The sequence below is a fragment of the Kitasatospora sp. NPDC127035 genome, assembly GCF_042726075.1.
Lineage (GTDB): Bacteria > Actinomycetota > Actinomycetes > Streptomycetales > Streptomycetaceae > Kitasatospora.
In genome coordinates, this window is the sequence record NZ_JBHXDN010000093.1 from 13,186 (window position 1) to 32,269 (window position 19,084).

The window sequence follows — 19,084 nt, forward strand, 5'->3', positions numbered from 1 at the left end:
TACGGGCCACACCGCGCCACGATCATCCGCTTTTCACTCGGCGGCGCGGTAGACCGTGCGGCCGAGGACCACCGTGCGCAGGCAGACCGGCAGCGGACGGCCCGGGGTGAGGTCGGGCAGACCGGGGGTGCCGGAGCGCGGGTCGGTGGACCAGCCCGCCACCCGGGAGTCCGGCGCCTGGACGACCAGGTCGTCGGCGGCCCAGATCGCGTAGCTGGCGACGGCGCCGGGGACGAGCACGCCGTCGTGGTCCCGGCCGATCGCGCGCCAGCCGCCCCGGGTGTGGGCGGTGAAGGCGGCCCGGACCGAGATCCGGTGCTCCGGGGTCCGGTGGAAGGCGGCGGCCCGGACCGCCCCCCAGGGGTCGAGCGGGGTGACCGGGGCGTCCGAGCCGAACGCGAGCGGCACGCCGACCCGCAGCAGGGCCGCGAAGGCGTTGAGCGCGGCGGCGCGCTCGGCGCCGAGCCGCTGGACGTACATGCCCTCCGGGCCGCCCCAGGCGGCGTCGAAGGCCGGCTGGACGGAGGCGGTGAGACCCAGCTCGGCGAAGGCCGCGACGGTCTTGTCGTCCAGCGCCTCGGCGTGCTCGACCCGGTGGCGCAGCGCCCGGACCCGCCCGGCGCCGACCCGCTCCCCGGCCGTCCGGACGCCCTCGACCACGGCGGCGACCGCGGCGTCGCCGATGGCGTGGAAGCCGGCCTGGAGCCCGGCCGCGGTGCAGGCCGCGACGTGGTCGGCGACCTGCTCGGCGGTCAGGTACGCCGTCCCGGTGTGGTCGGCGTCGGCGTAACTGGCGTGCAGGCAGGCGGTGTGCGAGCCGATCGCGCCGTCGACGAACAGGTCGCCGCCGGCGCCGACCGCGCCGAGCCGGCGGGCGGTCTCCACGCCGCGCTCCCCCAACTCCCCCCAGTAGCCGAAGACCTCGGGGCCCTCGCCCCCGGCGGCCAGCGCGAGCAGGGCGGCGAGGTCCTCCTCGGAGGAGATCTCCGGACCGGCGCACTCGTGCAGCGCGCCGATGCCGAGTTCGGCCGCGCGGGCCAGGGCGGCGCGCTGGGCACGGGCGCGCTGCTCGGGGGTGAGGCGGGCCAACGCGGTCTGCCGGACGGCGTGGTGGGCGTCGCGGGTCAGCGGGCCGTCGGCGTGGTGGCCGGGGCGGCCGGCGAGGTCCTCGGTGAGCTCGCGCAGCGCGCTGGTGGCGAGGGCGGAGTGCACGTCGGTGCGGGAGAGGTAGACGGCCGCGCCCCGGGCGGCGGCGTCCAGCTCGGCGAGCGTGGGCGGGCGGCCCTCGGGCCAGCGGGTCTCGTCCCAGCCGTGGCCGATGAGCACGCCGCCGGGCACGTCCTGGGCGTCCACGAAGGCGGTGAGGGAGTCGAGGGCCGCGGCCAGCGAGGCACTGCCGGTGAGGTCGAGCCCGGTGAGCGCCAGCCCGGTGGACGTGGCGTGCACGTGGGCGTCGACGAAGGCGGGGGTGACCAGGGCGCCGTCCAGCTCGACGATCTCGTCGGCGGTCTGCGCGTAGGCCTCGGCGGCTCCGTCGCTGCCGACCCAGGCGACGTGCCCGCCCTCGACGAGCATGGCGGTGGCGAAGGGGTCGGCGGGGCTGTAGACGGCGCCGCCGCGCAGCAGGACGGTTCGTGGGCCCCTCCTGCCCGCGGGCGGGCCAGGAGGGAGGGTGCGTTCGGTCATGCGGCCTAGTCTGCACCTCCCCGGAGCCCGCTCAGAGCTTCGGGGGGCGCGCCTCGTAGGGGGTCGAGAGCACGACGGTGGTACGGGTGGAGACACCGGCGGCGCTGCGGATGCGGGCCAGCAGGTCCTCCAGGTCACCGGGGGCGCCGACCCGGACCTTGAGGATGTAGTTCTCCTCGCCGGCGACGCTGTGACAGGCCTCGATCTCGGGCAGGCCGGCCAGCCGTTCGGGCGTGTCGTCCGGGGAGCTGGGGTCGAACGGTTTGACCGAGATGAACGCGGTCAGGGCCAGGTCGACGGCGTCCGGGTCGACGATGACGGTGTAGCCGCGGATGACGCCGCGCTGCTCCAGCCGGCGCACGCGCTGGTGCACCGCCGAGGTGGACAGGCCGGTCGCCTTGCCCAGGTCCGTGTAGCTCATCCGGCCGTCCTGGAGGAGCAGCTGGACGATGCGTTGGTCGAGATCCTCCACAAGGCGCAAACCTACCCCCTCGGGGGCGCACGCGGTGCCGGGGCGGGCGCACGCGGAGTCACCCGGGGCGCCACGGGGTGTCATACAGGCACATGCCGGGCGAATGTGGCGGACGACACACCCGGTGCATCACAGTGCGCCCGGCCGCAGGATTATGAGTCCGCGTCGGCGGGAAGTGCTGGTTGTGGCCCCGGGCGACCACGCCGGGCCCGATCCGAGGGGGATCACCATGCGCGTAGCCGACCACCGCCCGACGGGCGCGGACGACTCCCACGATACGAGCGACCGCGAGGACCTCGCGGTCCCCTACGACGCCGCGCCCGGGGTGGACCCGGGCGAGGCCGACACCTGGGAGATCTTCCGGGTGCACTGCCCGGAGTGCCGGCGTCCGATCGCCCTGGTGGGCGACGAGGAGCGGCTCCCGCAGCACGCCGTCCTGCCGACCGCCTGGCACCCCTTCTCCCCCGCGCTCTGCCCGGGTTCGGGCGTGCCGTCGGACGACCTGGCCGAGGTGGACGCCGCCGAGGACGCGGAGCCGACCGGCCTGGAGGCGCTGCTCGCCCTGCCCTCCGAACTCGACTGGCGCACCCAGCCGTTCTCCCACGCGATGGTGCACCGCCCGGTCCGGGTGGAGCCCGCCCCGGCCATCCCCGAACAGCGCAGCCGACTGACCCGGCGCTGAACGACCGCGCCCCGGGCGGCCGTACGCCGAACCACCGCATCCTGAACGGCGGCTTGTCCGAACGTCGTTGACGGGACCTCAGAGGAAGAGACACCTCCGGGCGTCGCTCCGCACCCTGGAGCGACGCCCGGAGGCCGTTCGCGGGCCGCCCCCGCTCAGCCCTTGGTGAGGTGGCGGCCGATCACCAGGCGCTGGATCTGGTTGGTGCCCTCGACGATCTGCAGCACCTTGGCCTCGCGCATGTACCGCTCGGTGGGGAAGTCCTGCGTGTAGCCGTAGCCGCCGAGCACCTGCACGGCGTCCGTGGTCACCTTCATCGCCGCGTCGGTGCAGAACAGCTTGGCCATCGCCGCCTCCTTGGAGAACGGCAGCCCGGCGTCGCGCTTGCGGGCGGCGGCCAGGTAGAGCGCCCGGCCGGCCTCGATCTGGGTGGCCATGTCGGCGAGCAGGAACGACAGGCCCTGGAAGTCCGCGATCGGGCGGCCGAACTGGCGGCGGGTGCGCGCGTAGTCGACGGCCTGGTCGAGCGCGGCCTGGGCGACGCCGACCGCGCAGGCCGCGATGCCGAGGCGGCCGGAGTCGAGCGCGGCGAGCGCGATCTGGAAGCCCTGGCCCTCACTGCCGATCAGCCGCTCCCGGGGGACCCGGGCGCCGTCGAAGTGCAGTTGGGCGGTCGGCGAGGACTTCATGCCCATCTTGTGCTCCGGCGGGGCCGCCGACAGCCCGGGCTGGGTACCGGGCACCAGCAGGCAGCTGATCCCGCGCGCGCCCTCCTCGCCGGTCCGGACCAGCGAGCTGTAGAAGTCGGCGTGGCCGCCGTGGGTGATCCACGCCTTGGTGCCGCTGACCACGTACGCGTCACCGTCCAGGTCGGCGCGGGTGCGCAGGGCGGCGGCGTCGGAGCCGGACTGCGGCTCGGAGAGGCAGTAGGCGCCGAGCTGCTCGCCGGAGAGCATGCCCGGGAGCCAGCGGTCGCGCTGTTCGTCGCTGCCGAAGGTGGCGAGCGCGTGGCAGGAGAGCGTGTGGACGCTGACGCCGAGGCCGACGGCCAGCCAGCCGGCCGCCAGCTCCTCCAGCACCTGGAGGTAGACCTCGTAGGGCTGCTCGCCGCCGCCGTGCCTCTCGTCGTACGGGAGCGAGAGCAGGCCGGCCTCGCCGAGCGTGCGGAAGACCTCGCGCGGGAAGCGGCCGACGGCCTCGTCCTCGGCGGCGCGCGGCTGCAGCTCGCGCTGGACGAGGTCCCGGGTCAGGCTCAGGAGCTCACGGGCCTCCTCGCTCGGCAGCTGGCGGTCCACGGCTTTCGCAGGGGAGGGGGTCATAGCGGCTGGTCGCCTCCTCGATCTGGCACCGGGCCCCGGGAGTGGTGGGCCCCGCGCGGGGTGTGGCAGGTCGGCCCGACCGGCACCGGATTGCGGTGAACGGCCGTTCACATACGTGGCGAAGTGAGTATGCCCGATCACGGCGCTGCCGTCACGACCTGCCTTCCCTCACTGTCCGCACCGGCGCACGGCCCCCCGTAGGGTTGACGTTGTGGCTTGTTCCGAGACCCCCGCTCCCCCTGTAGAGGGGCCCCGCGCGCCCGCTCCGGACCTGGGCGGCCTGGCCGCCGGGCTGCGGGCGCTGCCGCCCTCCTGCGGGCCCGTGCGGCTGGTCTCGGTGGACGGCCACGCGGGTTCGGGCAAGACCACGTTCACGGACCGGCTGGCGGCGGCGCTGGGCGGGGCGCCGGTGGTCCACCTGGACGACCTGGCCACCCACGCCGAACCGTTCGGCTGGACCGGGCGCCTGCGCACGCAGGTGCTGGAGCCGCTGGCGGCCGGGCGGGACGCCGCGTACGAGGTCTACGACTGGACGCTGCGCCGGTTCGCCCGCACCGCCGCGGTGCCGCTCGCGCCGGTGGTCCTGATCGAGGGGGTCGGCGCCGGGCGGCGCGCGGTGCGGCCGTGGCTGAGCCGGCTGATCTGGATGGAACTGGACGCCGCGTCGGCCCGGCGGCGCGGCGAGGAGCGGGACGGGCCCGGACTGGCCGAGTTCTGGGAGGGCTGGGCGTCGGCCGAAACCGCACATTTCGCCGACGACCCGAGCCGGCCGTTCGCCGGAAACCTGGTCGACGGAGTGACCGGACGGATCGCGCCGAGCACGTTCGGTGAACCTTCAACAAGCGCTTGACCTGCGGTATCTCCAGGAATTAGGTTCTCCCACGTTGCCGGGTTCGTTGAATCCGCAACCTCGGACCCGGCATCCCCGGCTTGTTCCCCCGTGAGCCGGGGGTGCCGTCCGTCATTCCTCCCCCGGTCCCGGCCACCGTCCAACGGCCGCACCCCCGATCGCATTTGACATCGTGCGGCACCCTTCCGGATCAGCGCCGCGCCGGTACGATTCCTGGCAGGCGCATAGGCGCCCCGGGGGTTGACGACCACCGGCCGGCTCCGCACATCGCCCCGCCGGCCGAGCCCCGAGCCACACCGCGGGGGGCGTGAGTGACGACGGTGGAGAGTTCCGACAGCAACAACGCGGGCGGCACGGCGCCGGACCGGCTCGCCGACCGTGCCTGGCTCCGTGCCATGGACGCCTACACGGCCGGCGCGTACTCCCGGGCCGAGGAGGAGTTCCGCGCCGCCGTGCGACTGGACCCCGGCATGGCCGACGCCTGGCTCGGCCTGCACGCGCTGCGCAGCGACACCTCCGGCGCGCTGCTCGCCATGTACCGCCACCAGAAGCGGTTCGGTGAACAACGCCGCCGGCACGGCCGGCCGCTCAGCTCCTGGTACTGGCTCGGCTGGTGGGTGCAGCCGGTCCTGGAGAACACCCGGGACCTGGCGCTCGCCCACGCCTCCCACTGGCTCGACGGGCGTCACCTCACCGAGCTGGACCAGGCCCTGGAACAGTGCCCGGCCCCCGACGACGACCCGTGCGCCCGGTTCCTGCACGCCTGCCGGTCCTACCTCCTGAAGGACTGGGAGCAGCTGATCAGGGACACCGACCGGCTGCTGGACGACCCGCTGCTCGGCATCGAGGCCGGACTCTTCGCCGGCATGGCGCGGGTCCGGCTGGACATGTGCGCGCAGGCCCAGGGGCCGCTCGCCGCCTCGCTCGCCCGCTGCCGCTCCGAGCAGCCGCAGCGCAAGGAGCTGCGGTACTGGCTGGCCCGCTCGTACGAGGGCGCCGGGCGCAGCGCGGCCGCGTTACCGCTCTACCGGGCCGTCCACCGGGCCGATCCCGCGTTCATGGACACCGCGGCCCGGCTCACCGCGATCTCGGCGGAGGACGGCGTCGCCGACGCGCTGCTGGAATCCGGCGCAGCGGGCGGGCTAGGCCGCGAGACGGGCCGCGCGGGCGGCCCGGAGGACGGGCTGGATCCCCTGGATCCCCTGGATCCCCCGGGTTCGCCGGGCTCCGTGGAGGCGCTGGACGCGCTGGACCCGACGGGGCTCGACCCCGCCGGCTACGGGGCCTTCGGACCGGACCCGGTCGGCGCGGAGGCTCCCGGCCCGGGCGGTTCCGGCGTCGAGGGGCTCGGCGGCGACGGCCTCGCCGGCGGGAGTCCGAACCTGGCGGGTGTCGGCGCGGAGGGGCCGGGGCCGGCCCTCACCGGTCCCGACGGCCCCGGCGGTTCGGTTGCGGATGTTCCCGGCCCGGACTCCGAGCCCTACCCCGCGGCGCCGGCCGCGCCCGCCACCGCGGGGACCGGCACCGACAACAGACCCGGCAACGGGCCCGGTTCCACGGCGGGCGGCGGGCGCTCCGGTTCTTCGGCCGCTCCGCAGCCGGCCCCGGCCGCGCCGGCCGCCCCCGCCCCGGCCCGGGGCGAGGCGCTCCCCCGCACCGCGAACGCCTTCACCACGGTCGAACGCGAGGACGACCGGGGCGACTTGGACGCGGCCCTGGCCGAACTGTCGCAGATGGTCGGTCTGGAGCCGGTCAAGCGGCAGGTCCGGGCGCTCTCCGCACAGCTGCGGATGGCCCGGCTCCGCGCCGAGCAGGGCCTGCCGGTCCAGCCGCCCAAGCGCCACTTCGTCTTCTCCGGCCCCTCCGGCACCGGCAAGACCACCGTGGCCCGGATCCTCGGCCGGGTCTTCCACGCCCTCGGGCTGCTCTCCGGCGACCACCTGGTCGAGGCCCAACGGGCCGACCTGGTCGGCGAGTTCCTCGGACAGACCGCGGTCAAGGCGAACGAGCTGATCGACTCCGCGCTGGACGGCGTGCTCTTCATCGACGAGGCGTACAGCCTCTCCAACTCCGGCTACAGCAAGGGCGACGCGTACGGCGACGAGGCGCTCCAGGTCCTGCTCAAGCGCGCCGAGGACAACCGTGACCGGCTGGTGGTGATCCTGGCCGGCTACCCCGAGGGCATGAACCGGCTGCTCGCCACCAACCCCGGCCTCAACTCCCGCTTCACCACCCGGGTCGACTTCCCCAGCTACCGCCCCGGCGAGCTGACCGCGATCGGCTCGGCGCTCGCCGGGCGGGACGGGGACGGCTGGGACGAGGACGCCACCGAGGAGCTGGCCTCGATCTGCACCCACGTGGTCCGCGAGGGCTGGATCGACGAGCTGGGCAACGGCCGGTTCATCCGCACCCTGTACGAGAAGTCCTGCGCCTACCGGGACCTGCGGCTCACCATGCTGCGCGAACCGCCCGGCCGCGAGGACCTGGCCACCCTCCGGCTGCCCGACCTGGTCCAGGCGTACGGGGAGCTGATCGACGGCCGGAGCTGAACCGGTACCGGGCAGGCTGCGGGCAGGCACCGGGCCGGGGCGACCGGCCGGGCGAGCCGCCCCGGCCGGTCCGGTCACCGGCGGCCCGCTCAGCCCGCCAGCACCTTCGCCTCCAGCTCCGGGTCCAGCCCCACCTTCGGCCGGTCCGGGCGCTGCGGCGCGGTGCCGCCGATCGCGGTCAGCCAGGCCCAGGTGTCGGCGACGGTCTCCGCCACCGGGCGGCAGCGCAGCCCGGCCGCGACCGCCTTGGCGACGTCGGAGCCGTGCATGGTGTCGTACAGCTCGCCCGGCGGGATCCAGACCGGCAGGTGGCTCCACGGCTCGACGCCGGCCGCCAGGATCGGCGCGGGCTCCGTCCAGCGCAGCTCGGCGTCCGCGCCGGTGGCCGCCACACAGGCCTCCAGCAGCTCGCCCATGGTCGTGTGCCCCCGGGGGCCGACCAGGTCGTACGGACCGCCGAGGCCGGCCGCCAGGGCGTCCAGCGTCCAGGCCGCGAGGTCGCGGGCGTCGATGTACTGCACGGCGAGGTCGCGCGGCCCGGGGGCCAGCACCGGGCCGCCGCGGGCGATCCGGCCGAGCCACCAGGGCAGCCGGCCGATGTTCTCGTACGGGCCGAGGATCAGTCCGGCCCGCACCAGCAGGGCCCGGTCGCCGAACGCGTCCAGCACCGCCAGCTCGCCGCCCCGCTTGGCCTGCGGGTACGCCACGTCACCGCCGTCGTCGGGCGAACCGTCGACCACCGGCGCGGTCTCGTCCGCGCCGGCCGGGGCCGGGTAGGCGTACACCGAGCGGCTGGACACGTACGCGTACCGGCCGACCCGGCCGGCCAGCAGGCGGGCGCTCTCGCGCACCGCCGACGGGGCGCCGGACCAGGTGTCCACCACGGCGTCCCACTCCCCCTCGGCGAGCGCCGCGAGCCCGCCCCCGGCCGTCCGGTCCCCGTGCCGGACCTCGGCCACCCCCTCCGGCGGAGCGTGCGTCCCCCGGTGGAAGACCGTCACCTCCCACCCTCTCGCCACCGCGTCCTCGGCCACGGCCCGACCGACGAACTCCGTCCCACCCAGCAGTAGAAGCTTCATGCCGCCCACCCTGCACAGAGGGTGGGCGGCATGGGAACAGTCGCACGCTCAGAGCGGAATCGCCCTGAGCGAAAGGGCCGGGCCGAAGGCCGGGGCCGGCTACGCCGCGGAGCGGTGGTCCGGGTCGTGGACCTCGCCGACCAGCTCCTCCAGGACGTCCTCCAGCATCACCACGCCGAGCGTCCGCCCGTCGGCGTCGAGGACGGCCGCCAGGTGGCAGGCGGCCCGGCGCATGGCGCCGAGCGCGTCGTCCAGCGGGAGCGTGCCGCGCACCACCGTGATCGGCCGCCAGAGGCGGGCCGGGACCGGCGCGGTCGGGTCCTCGACGTCCAGGATGTCCTTGAGGTGCAGGTACCCCAGGTAGCCGTGGCCGGCCGGGTCGCCGTCGGCGACCGGGAAGCGCGAGAACCCGGTGCGCAGCGCCAGCTCCTCGATCTGTGCGGCGGTCACCTTGGTGTCCACGGTGACCAGCTGCTCAGGGGTGAGCAGGACCTCGGTGACCGGGCGGCGGCCCAGCTCCAGGGCGTCCTCCAGACGTTCCTGGCGGCCCTCGTCGAGCAGGCCGGCGTCCCGGGAGTCGACGAGCAGGTACATCAGCTGCTCGGTGGTGAAGACCGACTCCACCTCGTCCTTGACCTCGACCTTGAACAGCTTCAGCACGCCGTTGGCGAAGGCGTTCAGGAACGAGATCACCGGGGTGAGCCAGCGGGCCAGGCGGTCCAGCGGCGGGCCGAGCCAGAGCGCGGCCTTCTCCGGGCCGGCCAGCGCGATGTTCTTGGGCACCATCTCGCCCATCACCATGTGCAGGTAGACCACGACGGCCAGGGCGATGCCGTACGAGAGCGGGTGCATCAGGCCGGACGGGATGCCGATCGCGTGGAACGGCCCCTCCAGCAGGTGGGCGATGGTCGGCTCGGCGAGGGCACCGAGGCCCAGCGAGCAGACGGTGATGCCGAGCTGCGCGGCGGCGAGCATCGCGGAGACGTTGGAGAGCGCGTGCAGCACGGTGCGGGCACGCTTGTTGCCGGCCTCGGCGAGCGGCTCGATCTGGCTGCGCCGGACCGAGACGACGGCGAACTCCGCGCCGACGAAGAAGGCGTTGCCGAGGAGCAGCAGGACGGCGACGGCCAGTTGGAGCGCGGTCATCGGGTCCCGTCCTCGTCGTCGCCGAAGAAGTGGTGGTGCTCGGCGGTGCGTTCCACCCGGACCCGGCTGGTCCGGTGGCGGTCCACGGCCTCGACGGTGAACCGCCAGCCGGGCAGCTCGGTCTGCTCGCCCGGGGCGGGCAGCTTGCCGAGCAGGTCGGTGACCAGGCCGGCCAGGGTCTCGTACGGACCGTCCGGGGCGTACAGGCCGATGGCCTCCAGCTGGTCGAGCCGGGCGCGGCCGTCGGCGGCCCAGACGGGCTGTCCGTCGACCGGCGGCAGCGGCAGCAGCTCGGGGGTGTCGGCCGGGTCGTGCTCGTCCTGCACCTCGCCGACGATCTCCTCGACGATGTCCTCGACGGTGACCACGCCGGCGGTGCCGCCGTACTCGTCCACCACGATGGCCATCGGCTGGAGGCGGCGCAGCTGGTCGAGCAGCCGTTCGGCCGGGAGCGTCGCGGGCACCAGCAGCGGCGGCACGGCCAGGTCGGAGACCCGGACCGAGGCGCGCCGGCCGGAGGGGACGGCGAGCGCGTCCTTGAGCGTGACGGTGCCGGTGACCTCGTCCAGGCTGTCGCTGTAGACCGGGAAGCGGGAGAGGCCGGTGGCGCGGGTCAGGTTGAGGACGTCGGCGGCGCTGGCGTCGTGCTGGAGCGCGGCCACGTCGATCCTCGGGGTCATCACGGACTCGGCGGTGAGGTCGCCGAGGCCGAGGGTCCGCACGAACAGGGTGGCGGACTCCTCGTCTATGGCGCCGGCCCTGGCCGAGTGACGCGCGAGCGAGACCAGCTCGGCAGGGGTCCGGGCGTGGCCCAGCTCCTCCTGCGGCTCGATCCCGAAGGCGCGGACCATCCGGTCGGCCGAACCGTTCAGCACGCTGATCAGCGGGCGGCAGACGCGCGAGAAGGCCATGTGCGGCGCGGCGACCGCGCGGGCCACCTGGAGCGGCCGGGAGATCGCCCAGTTCTTCGGGACCAGCTCACCGATCACCATCTGGACCACGGTGGCGAGCACCATGCCGATGATCACGCCGGTGCCTCGGGCCGCGCCCTCGGGCAGGCCGACGCCGGTGAGGACGGGCTTCAGGAGGACGGAGAGCGCCGGCTCGGCGAGCATGCCGACCACCAGCGAGGTGACGGTGATGCCGAGCTGGGCTCCGGAGAGCTCGAAGGAGAGGTGCCGCAGGGCCTTGGAGACCCGGCCGGACTTGGCGTCCCCGGCCTCGGCGGAGCGCTCGACGGCGCCGCGCTCGACGGTCACGAAGGCGAACTCGGCGGCCACGAAGAGGCCGTTGGCGAGGATGAGCAGAAGGGCTGCGAGCAGCAGCAGCCAGGCGGTGATCACAGTGCCGCCTGCCTTCCGAGGGTCGGAAGTTGGGCGGCGTAGGTACTACCGGACGGATCGTCCATGGACGGGGGGTTTCACTCCTCAGGTCGTTTTCGGGCAGGACAATGCCTTTGCCCCGCTTTTACCAGCGTAGACGATACCCGTGCGCATGTCGGATCCGTGTTCGGACCCGCGAAGGGCGTGAAGGGGCGAAGGGCGGTGCGAGGGGGCGGAACGGCGGCTCGGCGGCTCAGTGGCCGCGGCGCTCGACCAGGTCGCGCAGCGCGCGGGCGTCCGCGATCGCCTGGGCCTTGCCCACACCGGACTGGATGCCGACGGCGGCCAGCGAGGAGCCGTCCGCGAGGTCGAGCGTGGCCCACGGGTCGCCCTGGCGGAAGTTGACCCGGACGATCTCGGCCCAGGCCAGGCGACGGCTGCGGACGAAGTTGACCACGGTGACGCCCTCGGCGTCGGCCCTGACCCGGGGGCGGGCCAGCATCAGGCCAACCGAGGCGAAGAACACCCCGCTGGCCGCCATCATCAGCCGGTCGTTGAACTGCCAGTTCGCCGGCAGCGCGACCGCCATCACGGCGAACAGCACCACCAGCAGCGCGCAGACCGGCAGCAGGACGGCACGGGTGCGGCGCGGGGCCCAGGTGACGGGGAACTCGGCGGTGGTGGACACGAGGGGCTCCGGGGTGGTTCGACGGCTGGTGCGGGGAAGGGGCGGGGACGCGTACGGCGTCCCCGCCCCATTCAACCGGTCCTTACCTGCGGGGCCGCAGGCGGCAGGCGGATCAGAGACGGCAGGCGTGGATGTTGGTGACCAGGATCGCCCGGGCGCCGATGCTCCACAGGTCGTCCATGATCCGCTGGGCCTCCTTGCGGAGCACCATCGCGCGGACGGCCACCCAGCCCTCGGTGTGCAGCGGGGAGACGGTCGGCGACTCCAGGCCCGGGGTGAGACCGACGGCGGCGCCGACGTTCTCGGCGCGGATGTCGTAGTCCATCAGCACGTAGCGGCGGGCCACCAGGACGCCCTGCAGACGGCGCAGGAACTGGTCGACGGCCGGGTCCTCGCCGGCGCCCTTGGGCCGGATCACCACGGCGTCGGAGACCAGGATCGGCTCACCGAACACCTCCAGGCCCGCGTTGCGCAGGCTGGTGCCGGTCTCCACCACGTCGGCGATCACGTCGGCGACGCCCAGCTGCACCGCGGTCTCGACCGCGCCGTCCAGCTTGGTGACGGTGGCCTTGACCCCGTGGTCGGCGAGGTGCTGCTCGACCAGGCCGGTGTAGGAGGTGGCGATCCGCAGACCCTCCAGCCCCTGCACGTCCTGGACGTCCACGCCCTCCGGGCGGGCGAAGCGGAAGGTGGAGCCGCCGAAGCCGAGGGCCAGCACCTCCTCCGCGTTGGAGTGCGAGTCCAGGAGCAGGTCACGGCCGGTGATGCCGACGTCGAGGCGGCCGGAGCCGACGTAGACCGCGATGTCGCGCGGGCGCAGGAAGAAGAACTCGACCTGGTTGCCCGGGTCGACCAGCACGAGCTCCTTGGCGTCCTTGCGCTGGCGGTAGCCGGCCTCATGGAGCATCTCCGCCGCAGGACCCGAGAGCGAACCCTTGTTGGGAACGGCGATGCGCAGCATGGAGGTCTGTTCCTTACCTGTTGGGTGTGACGAAGGGGGTTATGTGCCGGACCGGTTCTAGAGGTACTTGTAGACGTCGTCGAGCGTCAGCCCACGGGCGACCATCATCACCTGAAGGTGGTAGAGGAGCTGGGAGATCTCCTCGGCGGTCTGCTCGTCCGACTGGAACTCGGCGGCCATCCAGACCTCTGCGGCCTCCTCGACGACCTTCTTGCCGATCGCATGGACGCCCTGCTGGACGAGCTGCGCGGTACGGGAGGACGAGGGGTCGCCGGTGGCGGCCTTCTGCTGGAGCTCGGTGAAGAGCTCCTCGAATGTCTTCGAAGCCATGATGGACTCACCTTACGGCGTGCGGGCTTACGGGCGGTAAACGGTCCCGGACCGTGGACAGTCCGGTGGACGTCCACGGTCCGGGTTCCCGAACGGGTGGGCGGGGACGGGCCCGCGAAGGCGCGGCCCGCCCGCGGCTCAGAGCGCGCGCAGGGTGACGGCGGTCGCGACGGCGGCCGTGACGGCCTCGTGCCCCTTGTCCTCGGCGGAGCCCGGCAGGCCCGCCCGGTCCAGCGCCTGCTGCTCGTCGTCGCAGGTCAGCACGCCGAAGCCGACCGGAACGCCGGTGTCCACGCTGACCTGGGTGAGACCGGCGGTGGCGGCCTGGCAGACGTAGTCGAAGTGCGGGGTGCCGCCGCGGATCACCACGCCGAGGGCGATCACGGCGTCGTAGCCGCGGTCGGCGAGCCGCTTGGCGGCCACCGGCAGCTCGAAGGTGCCGGGGACGCGCAGGACGGTCGGCTCGGCGACACCCAGCTCCTTCAGGGCACGGTGGGCACCGTCCAGGAGGCCGTTCATCACCTGCTCGTGCCACTGGGCGGCGATCACGGCGACCTTGAGGCCGGCGGCGTTGTCGATGGTCAGCTCGGGGGCTCCGTGGCCGCTCATGTGCGGGTGCCTTTCGATGGTTCGGCTCGGTGGTTCGGCGGTGCGGGTGGGTGGTGCGGGCGGGTGGTGCGGGCGGGTGGTGCGCGGTGTCGCTCCGCAGGTCAGGAACCGAGGCCGGGCAGGTCGTGGCCCATCCGGTCGCGCTTGGTCCGCAGGTAGCGCAGGTTGTGCTCGCCGGCCGGGATCTCCACCGACTCGCGGCCCTTGACCTTGAGCCCGTGCTCGGTGAGCGCGGTCAGCTTCTCCGGGTTGTTGGTCAGCAGGGTGAGCGAGCGCACCCCGAGGTCGCAGAGCATCTGGGCGCCGATGCTGTAGTCGCGGGCGTCCGCGGGCAGGCCCAGTTCGAGGTTGGCGTCGACGGTGTCCCGGCCCTGCTCCTGCAGCTCGTAGGCGCGCAGCTTGTGCGCCAGACCGATGCCCCGGCCCTCGTGGCCGCGCAGGTAGAGCACCACACCGCGGCCGGCTTCGGCGACCCGCCGCAGCGAGGCCTGCAGCTGCGGGCCGCAGTCGCAGCGCAGCGAGCCGAGGACGTCGCCCGTCAGGCACTCCGAGTGGACCCGCACCAGGACGTCCTCGCCGTCCGGGAGCCGGCCGTCCGCGTCCAGCCCGCCGGCGACCAGGGCGATGTGCTCGACCCCGTCGATGGTGCCCTGGTAGCCGACGGCGGTGAACTCGCCGAACTCGGTGGGCAGCGAGGTGACGGCGGCCCGGCCGACGTGCAGTTCGGTCCGGCGGCGGTAGGCGATCAGGTCCTCGATCGAGATGATCGCCAGGCCGTGCTCGCGGGCGAAGGCGACCAGCTCGGGCAGCCGCGCCATGGTGCCGTCGTCGTTGACCACCTCGGCGATCGCACCGGCCGGCGCCAGCCCGGCGAGCCGGGCCAGGTCGACGGCGGCCTCGGTGTGACCGGGGCGGACCAGCACGCCGCCGTCGACGGCCCGCAGCGGGAACACGTGCCCGGGGCGGGCCAGGTCGCCGGGCCCGGTGCCGGGCGAGGAGAGCAGCCGGACGGTACGGGCCCGGTCGGCGGCCGAGATGCCGGTGGAGACCCCGTCGCGGGCGTCGACCGAGACGGCGTAGGCGGTGCCCTTGCGGTCCTCGTTGACCTGGGTCATCGGGGGGAGCTTGAGCCGGTCCAGTTCGTCGCCGGTCATCGGGACGCAGATCACGCCGGAGCTGTAGCGGATGGTGAACGCCATCAGCTCGGGGGTGGCGGCGGAGGCGGCGAAGACGATGTCGCCCTCGTTCTCGCGGTCCTCGTCGTCGACCACGATCACGGCGCGGCCGAGCGCGATGTCGGAGACGGCCCGCTCGACCGGGTCCAGGGCGAGGTCGAGCACGGCGGCGCGGTCGCCGGTGCGGGCCGGGGTCTGCTTCTCGGGCTGGTTCTCGGTCTGGTTCTCGGTCATGCGGAGGCTCCCTGGAGGACGCGGTCGGTCGAGGGACGGGCGGTGCGGCCGCGCAGCCACCAGGCACGCAGGCCGAGCAGGACCAGGACGAAGTAGACGGAGTACGTGAAGCCGGAGAAGACCAGCCCGTTGTTGAAGGCGAGCGGGACGCCGACCAGGTCGACGGCGACCCAGGCGAACCAGAACTCGACCCAGCCGCGGGCCTGGGCCACCATCGCGGCCAGCGTGCCGACGAAGATGTAGGCGTCCGGCCAGGCGTCCCACGACAGTTGCGGGTAGACGGTGAAGAGCGTGCCGACCGCCACGGTGCCGAGCGCGGTGCCGCCGATCAGCACGGCGCGCTCCCGGCCGGTGGCGAAGCGGACCTCGACGTCGCCGCCGCCGTGCTTGCCGCGCTGCCAGCGGGTCCAGCCCCAGACGGCGGCCACGATGACCACGAACTGCTTGCCCACACCGCCGCTGAGGTGGGCGGACCAGTAGGCGCCGACCAGGACGACCCCGGAGAGCAGTTGGACCGGCCAGGTCAGCCGGGAGCGCCGCCAGCCGAGGGCGAGCGCGGTGAGGCCGAGCAGGTTGCCGATGATGTCCGAGCGGTAGACGTCCTGACCGAAGAGGTGGACGGTGCCGTTGAGCCAGTTCACGTGTTCTCTCCGGCGATCGTCGGAAGGGTGGGGAGGGTGGGGAGGGCCGGGAGCGTGCGGGACTCCAGCAGCCGCTCCACGTACTTGGCGAGGACGTCGACCTCCAGGTTGACGCTCTCGCCGACGACCCTGGTCCCGAGCGTGGTCAGCGCGAGGGTGGCCGGGATGAGGCTGACGGTGAAGCTGTCACGGGCCGCCTCGACCACGGTGAGGCTGACACCGTCGACGGTGATCGAGCCCTTCTCCACCAGGTAGCGCGAGACCGACTCCGGGAGCGAGAAGCGCAGCACCTCCCAGCGCAGCTCGCCGGCGGCGTCACGCTCGCCCGGTTCGCGGCTCAACAGCCGCCCGGTGGCGTCGACATGACCCTGCACCAGATGTCCGCCGAGCCGGGCGCCGAGCGCCATGGCCCGCTCCAGGTTGACCCGCGAGCCGGGCTTCAACTCGCCCAGGCTGGAACGGTGGAGTGTCTCGGCCATCACGTCCGCACTGAACTCGCCGGTTCCGGCGGCCAGTTGGTCGGGGCTGTCGACGACGGTCAGGCAGACGCCGTTCACCGCGATGGAGTCGCCGTGGTGCGCGTCCTGACAGACCACCGGACCACGCAGGCGGATTCGCGAGGAGTCGCCGATCTCCTCGATCGACACGACCTCGCCGAGCTCTTCGATGATGCCGGTGAACACCCGGGTTCTCCTCGCGCTTGGGGCGCGGACTCCGGGGCTGTGGCATGGGAGATGACACGGACGGGCACGGGGTGCACGGATCCGCCGACGGCGGGGCCACCCGTGGTCACGGGTCACCGCCGACCGGCCGACGGCAGAGGAGACCTCTCCCGTCGTGCACGTCCGCGGTCCACCGGGGGACCACGGATACCGCTCTCTCGTCCGTCGCGCACGCCTCCCATCCGGACTTTAACCGTCGGTCCAGGAATTTCACCTGGTCAACCGGCCGCTGGCTGCGGACGGGTCGCGGACTGTAACCGCCGGTTCGGATTTTCACCGACCCCGGAGTGCGCTGAACGTCACTGCTACTACTGCCGTCATTGTGCCATGATCCGTGCGGTCCCAGGGAGAGGCCCCGGCTGTGGTCTGTTTCACGCGGAGGCCGGGAATGCGGGCGGACGGGAGTACGCGGCGGGCGCCGGGTGCGCGGGGCTCCCGGTGGCGGTCCGCGGTGCGCCGGGCGCACGCTGGTGGTAGGCGGACGGGCGGCGGCCGTCCGCAGGCTCCAGGAGGTGCGAGCACGATGGCGAAGTTCATGGATGTCCACCACGGGATGGCCGGCATCACGCAGGACGAGTTGCGGATGGCCCACCAGGCCGACCTGGCGATCCAGGCCGAGGAGGGCGTGCAGTTCGAACAGGCGTGGGCCGACCCGGAGTCGGGCATCGTCTACTGCCTCTCCGAGGGTCCGTCGAGGGAGGCCGTGCAGCGGGTCCACGAACGCGCCGGACACCCGGCGGACGAGGTGCACCCGGTGCCGCTGATCGTCTGAGCAGGCCCGGGAGGTCGGCGGTCCCGCCGAACCCGGACCCGGCGGCCGGGTCGCGGGCGGCCTCACCGCTGCCCGTCGGGGATCACCCGGAGGCCCTCGGCTAGATTTCCGGTATGACCAGCACACCGGCGACTCCCGACCCGTCAACCGTCGAACCGGGCACCCCGAACGGCCTGTTCGAGGCGCTCGGCGCGAGCGCCGTCCGCGACGCCGCGGGTCTGCGGGAGGTCTACGAGCAGCCCGGCGACCACGCCCGGCGCAAGCAGGTCGACCACCTCCACGAGGTGGCGCGCCGGCTGATCGCGTGCTCGTCGCTGGTCTTCGTGGCCAGCGCTGACGCGGACGGCCGGTGCGACGTCTCCCCGCGCGGCGGGCCGGCCGGGCTGGTGTCGGTGCTGGACGAGCACACCCTGGCGATCCCGGACGCGACCGGCAACAAGCGGCTGGACACCCTGCACAACATCGTCGAAACCGGCCGGATCGGGCTGATCTTCGTGGTGCCGGGCCGGGACTCCACGCTGCGGGTGAACGGCCGCGCCTGCGTCTCCACCGATCCCCGGCTGCTGGAGCAGCTGACGGCGGTCGGCAAGCCGCCGCGCAGCGCGATCGTGGTGGCGGTCGAGGAGGTCTACGCGCACTGCCCGAAGGCGTTCCTGCGCTCCTCGGCGTGGAAGCCGGAGAACTGGCTCGCCACGGACGCCCAGCCCAGCTCGGCCGAGGTCACCCTCTCCCACCTCGGGGACCCGTCGCTGACCGTCGAGGCCATCGAGCAGAACGAGCGGGAGGCGCTGCTCTACCGGTACGAGTAGCGGCCACCCGCCCGGCCGGAGCCGGGACGGTGCGGGAGGCCGGGCTCGACGCACCTCCGCGTCCGGCCCGGCCTCCCGCACGCGCACCGCGGACCGGAGCTCAGGCCGCGGCCTTGGCCACGTCCACCACGCTCGCGCCCGCGGCGGCCCGCTGGACCGCCTCGACTCCCTTGTGTGCGGCGTCCTTGCTCGCGTACCCCTGGCCGGTGGCGACGATCTCGCCGTTGCCCGCCTTGAGCCGGAACCGGAACTTGCCGCCGGAGTCCTCGTACACCTCGAACTTGCCCGCCATCCGGGCCACCTCCTCGTCGAGGGGGCGCGCCACGCGCCCCCTCCTGCACGGTGCGCCCCGGCCGGGGCGCACCGCACCCGGTCGGGGTCCGGACGGGTGACGCCGCCGCACCGGCGCGCCGGTGCGGCGGGAGGCCGCTTGAATGGACGGATGGACTGCGTCTTCTGTGCGGTGGTGGCCGGCACCGAGCCCGCGTACCGGGTGCTGGACGACGGGTCGGCGGTGGCCTTCCTGGACCGCCGCCCGCTCTTCCCCGGCCACGTGCTGGTCGTCCCGCGCGCCCACCACCCCACCCTGGCCGACCTCCCGCCGGCCGAGGTCGGCCCGTTCTTCCTGCGGGTGCAGCGGGTGGCGGCGGCGGTCGAGCTCGGGATGGGAGCGGCGGGCAGCTTCGTCGCCGCGAACAACCGGATCAGCCAGTCGGTGCCGCACCTCCACGTCCACGTGGTGCCGCGCAACCCGAAGGACGGGCTGCGCGGCTTCTTCTGGCCGCGCGGGAAGTACCCCGACGAGGCGGGCGCGGCGGAGGTCGCCGGGCGGCTGCGCGCCGCGCTCGCCCCGGTCGCCCCGGTCACCCCGGTCGCCTCGCCGGAGGGGCCGGCGGGCGGTCCGACCGGCGGGCCGGCCGGCCCCTAGTGCTGTGACCGCATAGGTTCGCCGGGTTGGTACCGGAGGGCCCTGGACCGGTTGGATGTCGTGAGACGTTCAGCTCGGAAGGGGGCCCGGTGGCGGAGCCGGTCAAGGTT

The 19,084-nt window shown here is 73.9% G+C and carries 20 protein-coding genes and 1 riboswitch; of the genes, 6 read left to right on the forward strand and 14 right to left on the reverse strand.

What is annotated here, in order from left to right; all coding sequences use genetic code 11:
- Positions 1-33 precede the first annotated feature (33 nt).
- A complete protein-coding gene (locus ACFWIC_RS37460; protein WP_380521462.1) occupies positions 34-1,686 on the reverse strand; it encodes an amidohydrolase in 1,653 nt (550 codons plus the stop codon).
- A gap of 31 nt (positions 1,687-1,717) precedes the next feature.
- Positions 1,718-2,158 (reverse strand): Lrp/AsnC family transcriptional regulator, encoded by a 441-nt coding sequence (locus ACFWIC_RS37465; RefSeq protein WP_329884219.1) that lies wholly within the window; start codon positions 2,156-2,158, stop codon positions 1,718-1,720.
- A gap of 229 nt (positions 2,159-2,387) precedes the next feature.
- Between ACFWIC_RS37465 and ACFWIC_RS37470 the strand changes: the two genes are divergently transcribed.
- Complete coding sequence (locus ACFWIC_RS37470) at positions 2,388-2,840, forward strand: hypothetical protein (protein WP_329884217.1); 453 nt, start codon at positions 2,388-2,390, stop codon at positions 2,838-2,840.
- Positions 2,841-2,995: 155 nt separating this feature from the next.
- Here the strand turns inward: ACFWIC_RS37470 and ACFWIC_RS37475 are convergent, their stop codons facing one another.
- A complete protein-coding gene (locus tag ACFWIC_RS37475; RefSeq protein ID WP_355405854.1) occupies positions 2,996-4,159 on the reverse strand; it encodes an acyl-CoA dehydrogenase family protein in 1,164 nt (387 codons plus the stop codon).
- 211 nt (positions 4,160-4,370) lie between these two features.
- Between ACFWIC_RS37475 and ACFWIC_RS37480 the strand changes: the two genes are divergently transcribed.
- Together ACFWIC_RS37480 and ACFWIC_RS37485 are read left to right on the forward strand one after the other, a co-directional pair.
- The gene (locus ACFWIC_RS37480) at positions 4,371-5,009 is read left to right on the forward strand and encodes a uridine kinase (RefSeq protein WP_380521464.1); all 639 of its coding nucleotides are present in this window, start codon (positions 4,371-4,373) and stop codon (positions 5,007-5,009) included.
- A gap of 395 nt (positions 5,010-5,404) precedes the next feature.
- On the forward strand, positions 5,405-7,558 hold the full coding sequence (locus ACFWIC_RS37485) for an AAA family ATPase (protein WP_380521473.1): 2,154 nt from the start codon (positions 5,405-5,407) through the stop codon (positions 7,556-7,558).
- An 89-nt stretch (positions 7,559-7,647) separates the two neighbouring features.
- Here ACFWIC_RS37485 and ACFWIC_RS37490 read toward each other — a convergent pair whose 3' ends face one another.
- The 10 genes from ACFWIC_RS37490 to ACFWIC_RS37535 form a co-directional block, all read right to left on the reverse strand.
- Positions 7,648-8,637 (reverse strand): reductase, encoded by a 990-nt coding sequence (locus ACFWIC_RS37490; protein WP_329952583.1) that lies wholly within the window; start codon positions 8,635-8,637, stop codon positions 7,648-7,650.
- A gap of 99 nt (positions 8,638-8,736) precedes the next feature.
- Positions 8,737-9,783, reverse strand: a complete 1,047-nt coding sequence (locus tag ACFWIC_RS37495) for a hemolysin family protein (RefSeq protein WP_329952582.1) — start codon at positions 9,781-9,783, stop codon at positions 8,737-8,739.
- Positions 9,780-11,126, reverse strand: a complete 1,347-nt coding sequence (locus tag ACFWIC_RS37500; RefSeq protein WP_329884207.1) for a hemolysin family protein — start codon at positions 11,124-11,126, stop codon at positions 9,780-9,782. Before ACFWIC_RS37500 ends, ACFWIC_RS37495 begins: the two co-directional genes overlap by 4 nt.
- A gap of 232 nt (positions 11,127-11,358) precedes the next feature.
- The gene (locus ACFWIC_RS37505) at positions 11,359-11,793 is read right to left on the reverse strand and encodes a PH domain-containing protein (protein ID WP_329884205.1); all 435 of its coding nucleotides are present in this window, start codon (positions 11,791-11,793) and stop codon (positions 11,359-11,361) included.
- Positions 11,794-11,905: 112 nt separating this feature from the next.
- Entirely contained in the window at positions 11,906-12,754 is an 849-nt protein-coding gene (gene hisG, locus ACFWIC_RS37510) for an ATP phosphoribosyltransferase (RefSeq protein WP_329884203.1), read from the reverse strand.
- Positions 12,755-12,811: 57 nt separating this feature from the next.
- Entirely contained in the window at positions 12,812-13,084 is a 273-nt protein-coding gene (locus ACFWIC_RS37515; RefSeq protein WP_030306151.1) for a phosphoribosyl-ATP diphosphatase, read from the reverse strand.
- Between the two features lie 138 nt (positions 13,085-13,222).
- Positions 13,223-13,693, reverse strand: a complete 471-nt coding sequence (ribH, locus tag ACFWIC_RS37520; RefSeq protein ID WP_329884194.1) for a 6,7-dimethyl-8-ribityllumazine synthase — start codon at positions 13,691-13,693, stop codon at positions 13,223-13,225.
- A gap of 101 nt (positions 13,694-13,794) precedes the next feature.
- Positions 13,795-15,102: a bifunctional 3,4-dihydroxy-2-butanone-4-phosphate synthase/GTP cyclohydrolase II gene (locus ACFWIC_RS37525; RefSeq protein ID WP_355405852.1), complete on the reverse strand. Its 1,308-nt coding sequence runs from the start codon at positions 15,100-15,102 to the stop codon at positions 13,795-13,797.
- Positions 15,099-15,743 (reverse strand): nicotinamide mononucleotide transporter family protein, encoded by a 645-nt coding sequence (locus ACFWIC_RS37530; RefSeq protein WP_329884190.1) that lies wholly within the window; start codon positions 15,741-15,743, stop codon positions 15,099-15,101. The genes ACFWIC_RS37525 and ACFWIC_RS37530 overlap by 4 nt, the downstream gene beginning before the upstream one ends.
- Complete coding sequence (locus ACFWIC_RS37535; RefSeq protein ID WP_380521467.1) at positions 15,740-16,426, reverse strand: riboflavin synthase; 687 nt, start codon at positions 16,424-16,426, stop codon at positions 15,740-15,742. Before ACFWIC_RS37535 ends, ACFWIC_RS37530 begins: the two co-directional genes overlap by 4 nt.
- A gap of 205 nt (positions 16,427-16,631) precedes the next feature.
- Positions 16,632-16,759, reverse strand: a riboswitch (FMN riboswitch).
- Between the two features lie 229 nt (positions 16,760-16,988).
- Here ACFWIC_RS37535 and ACFWIC_RS37540 point away from each other — a divergent pair.
- A complete protein-coding gene (locus ACFWIC_RS37540; protein ID WP_329884187.1) occupies positions 16,989-17,237 on the forward strand; it encodes an SCO4226 family nickel-binding protein in 249 nt (82 codons plus the stop codon).
- 113 nt (positions 17,238-17,350) lie between these two features.
- Positions 17,351-18,046 (forward strand): MSMEG_1061 family FMN-dependent PPOX-type flavoprotein, encoded by a 696-nt coding sequence (locus ACFWIC_RS37545; protein WP_380521469.1) that lies wholly within the window; start codon positions 17,351-17,353, stop codon positions 18,044-18,046.
- A 100-nt stretch (positions 18,047-18,146) separates the two neighbouring features.
- On the opposite strand, the gene ACFWIC_RS37550 is transcribed toward ACFWIC_RS37545, so the two are convergent.
- Positions 18,147-18,371 carry a DUF1508 domain-containing protein gene (locus ACFWIC_RS37550; protein ID WP_329884183.1) on the reverse strand — a complete coding sequence of 75 codons (225 nt, stop codon included), beginning with the start codon at positions 18,369-18,371 and terminating at the stop codon, positions 18,147-18,149.
- Between the two features lie 117 nt (positions 18,372-18,488).
- On the opposite strand from ACFWIC_RS37550, the gene ACFWIC_RS37555 reads away from it, so the two are divergent.
- Complete coding sequence (locus ACFWIC_RS37555) at positions 18,489-18,974, forward strand: HIT family protein (RefSeq protein ID WP_380521471.1); 486 nt, start codon at positions 18,489-18,491, stop codon at positions 18,972-18,974.
- The last annotated feature ends 110 nt before the right edge of the window (positions 18,975-19,084 follow it).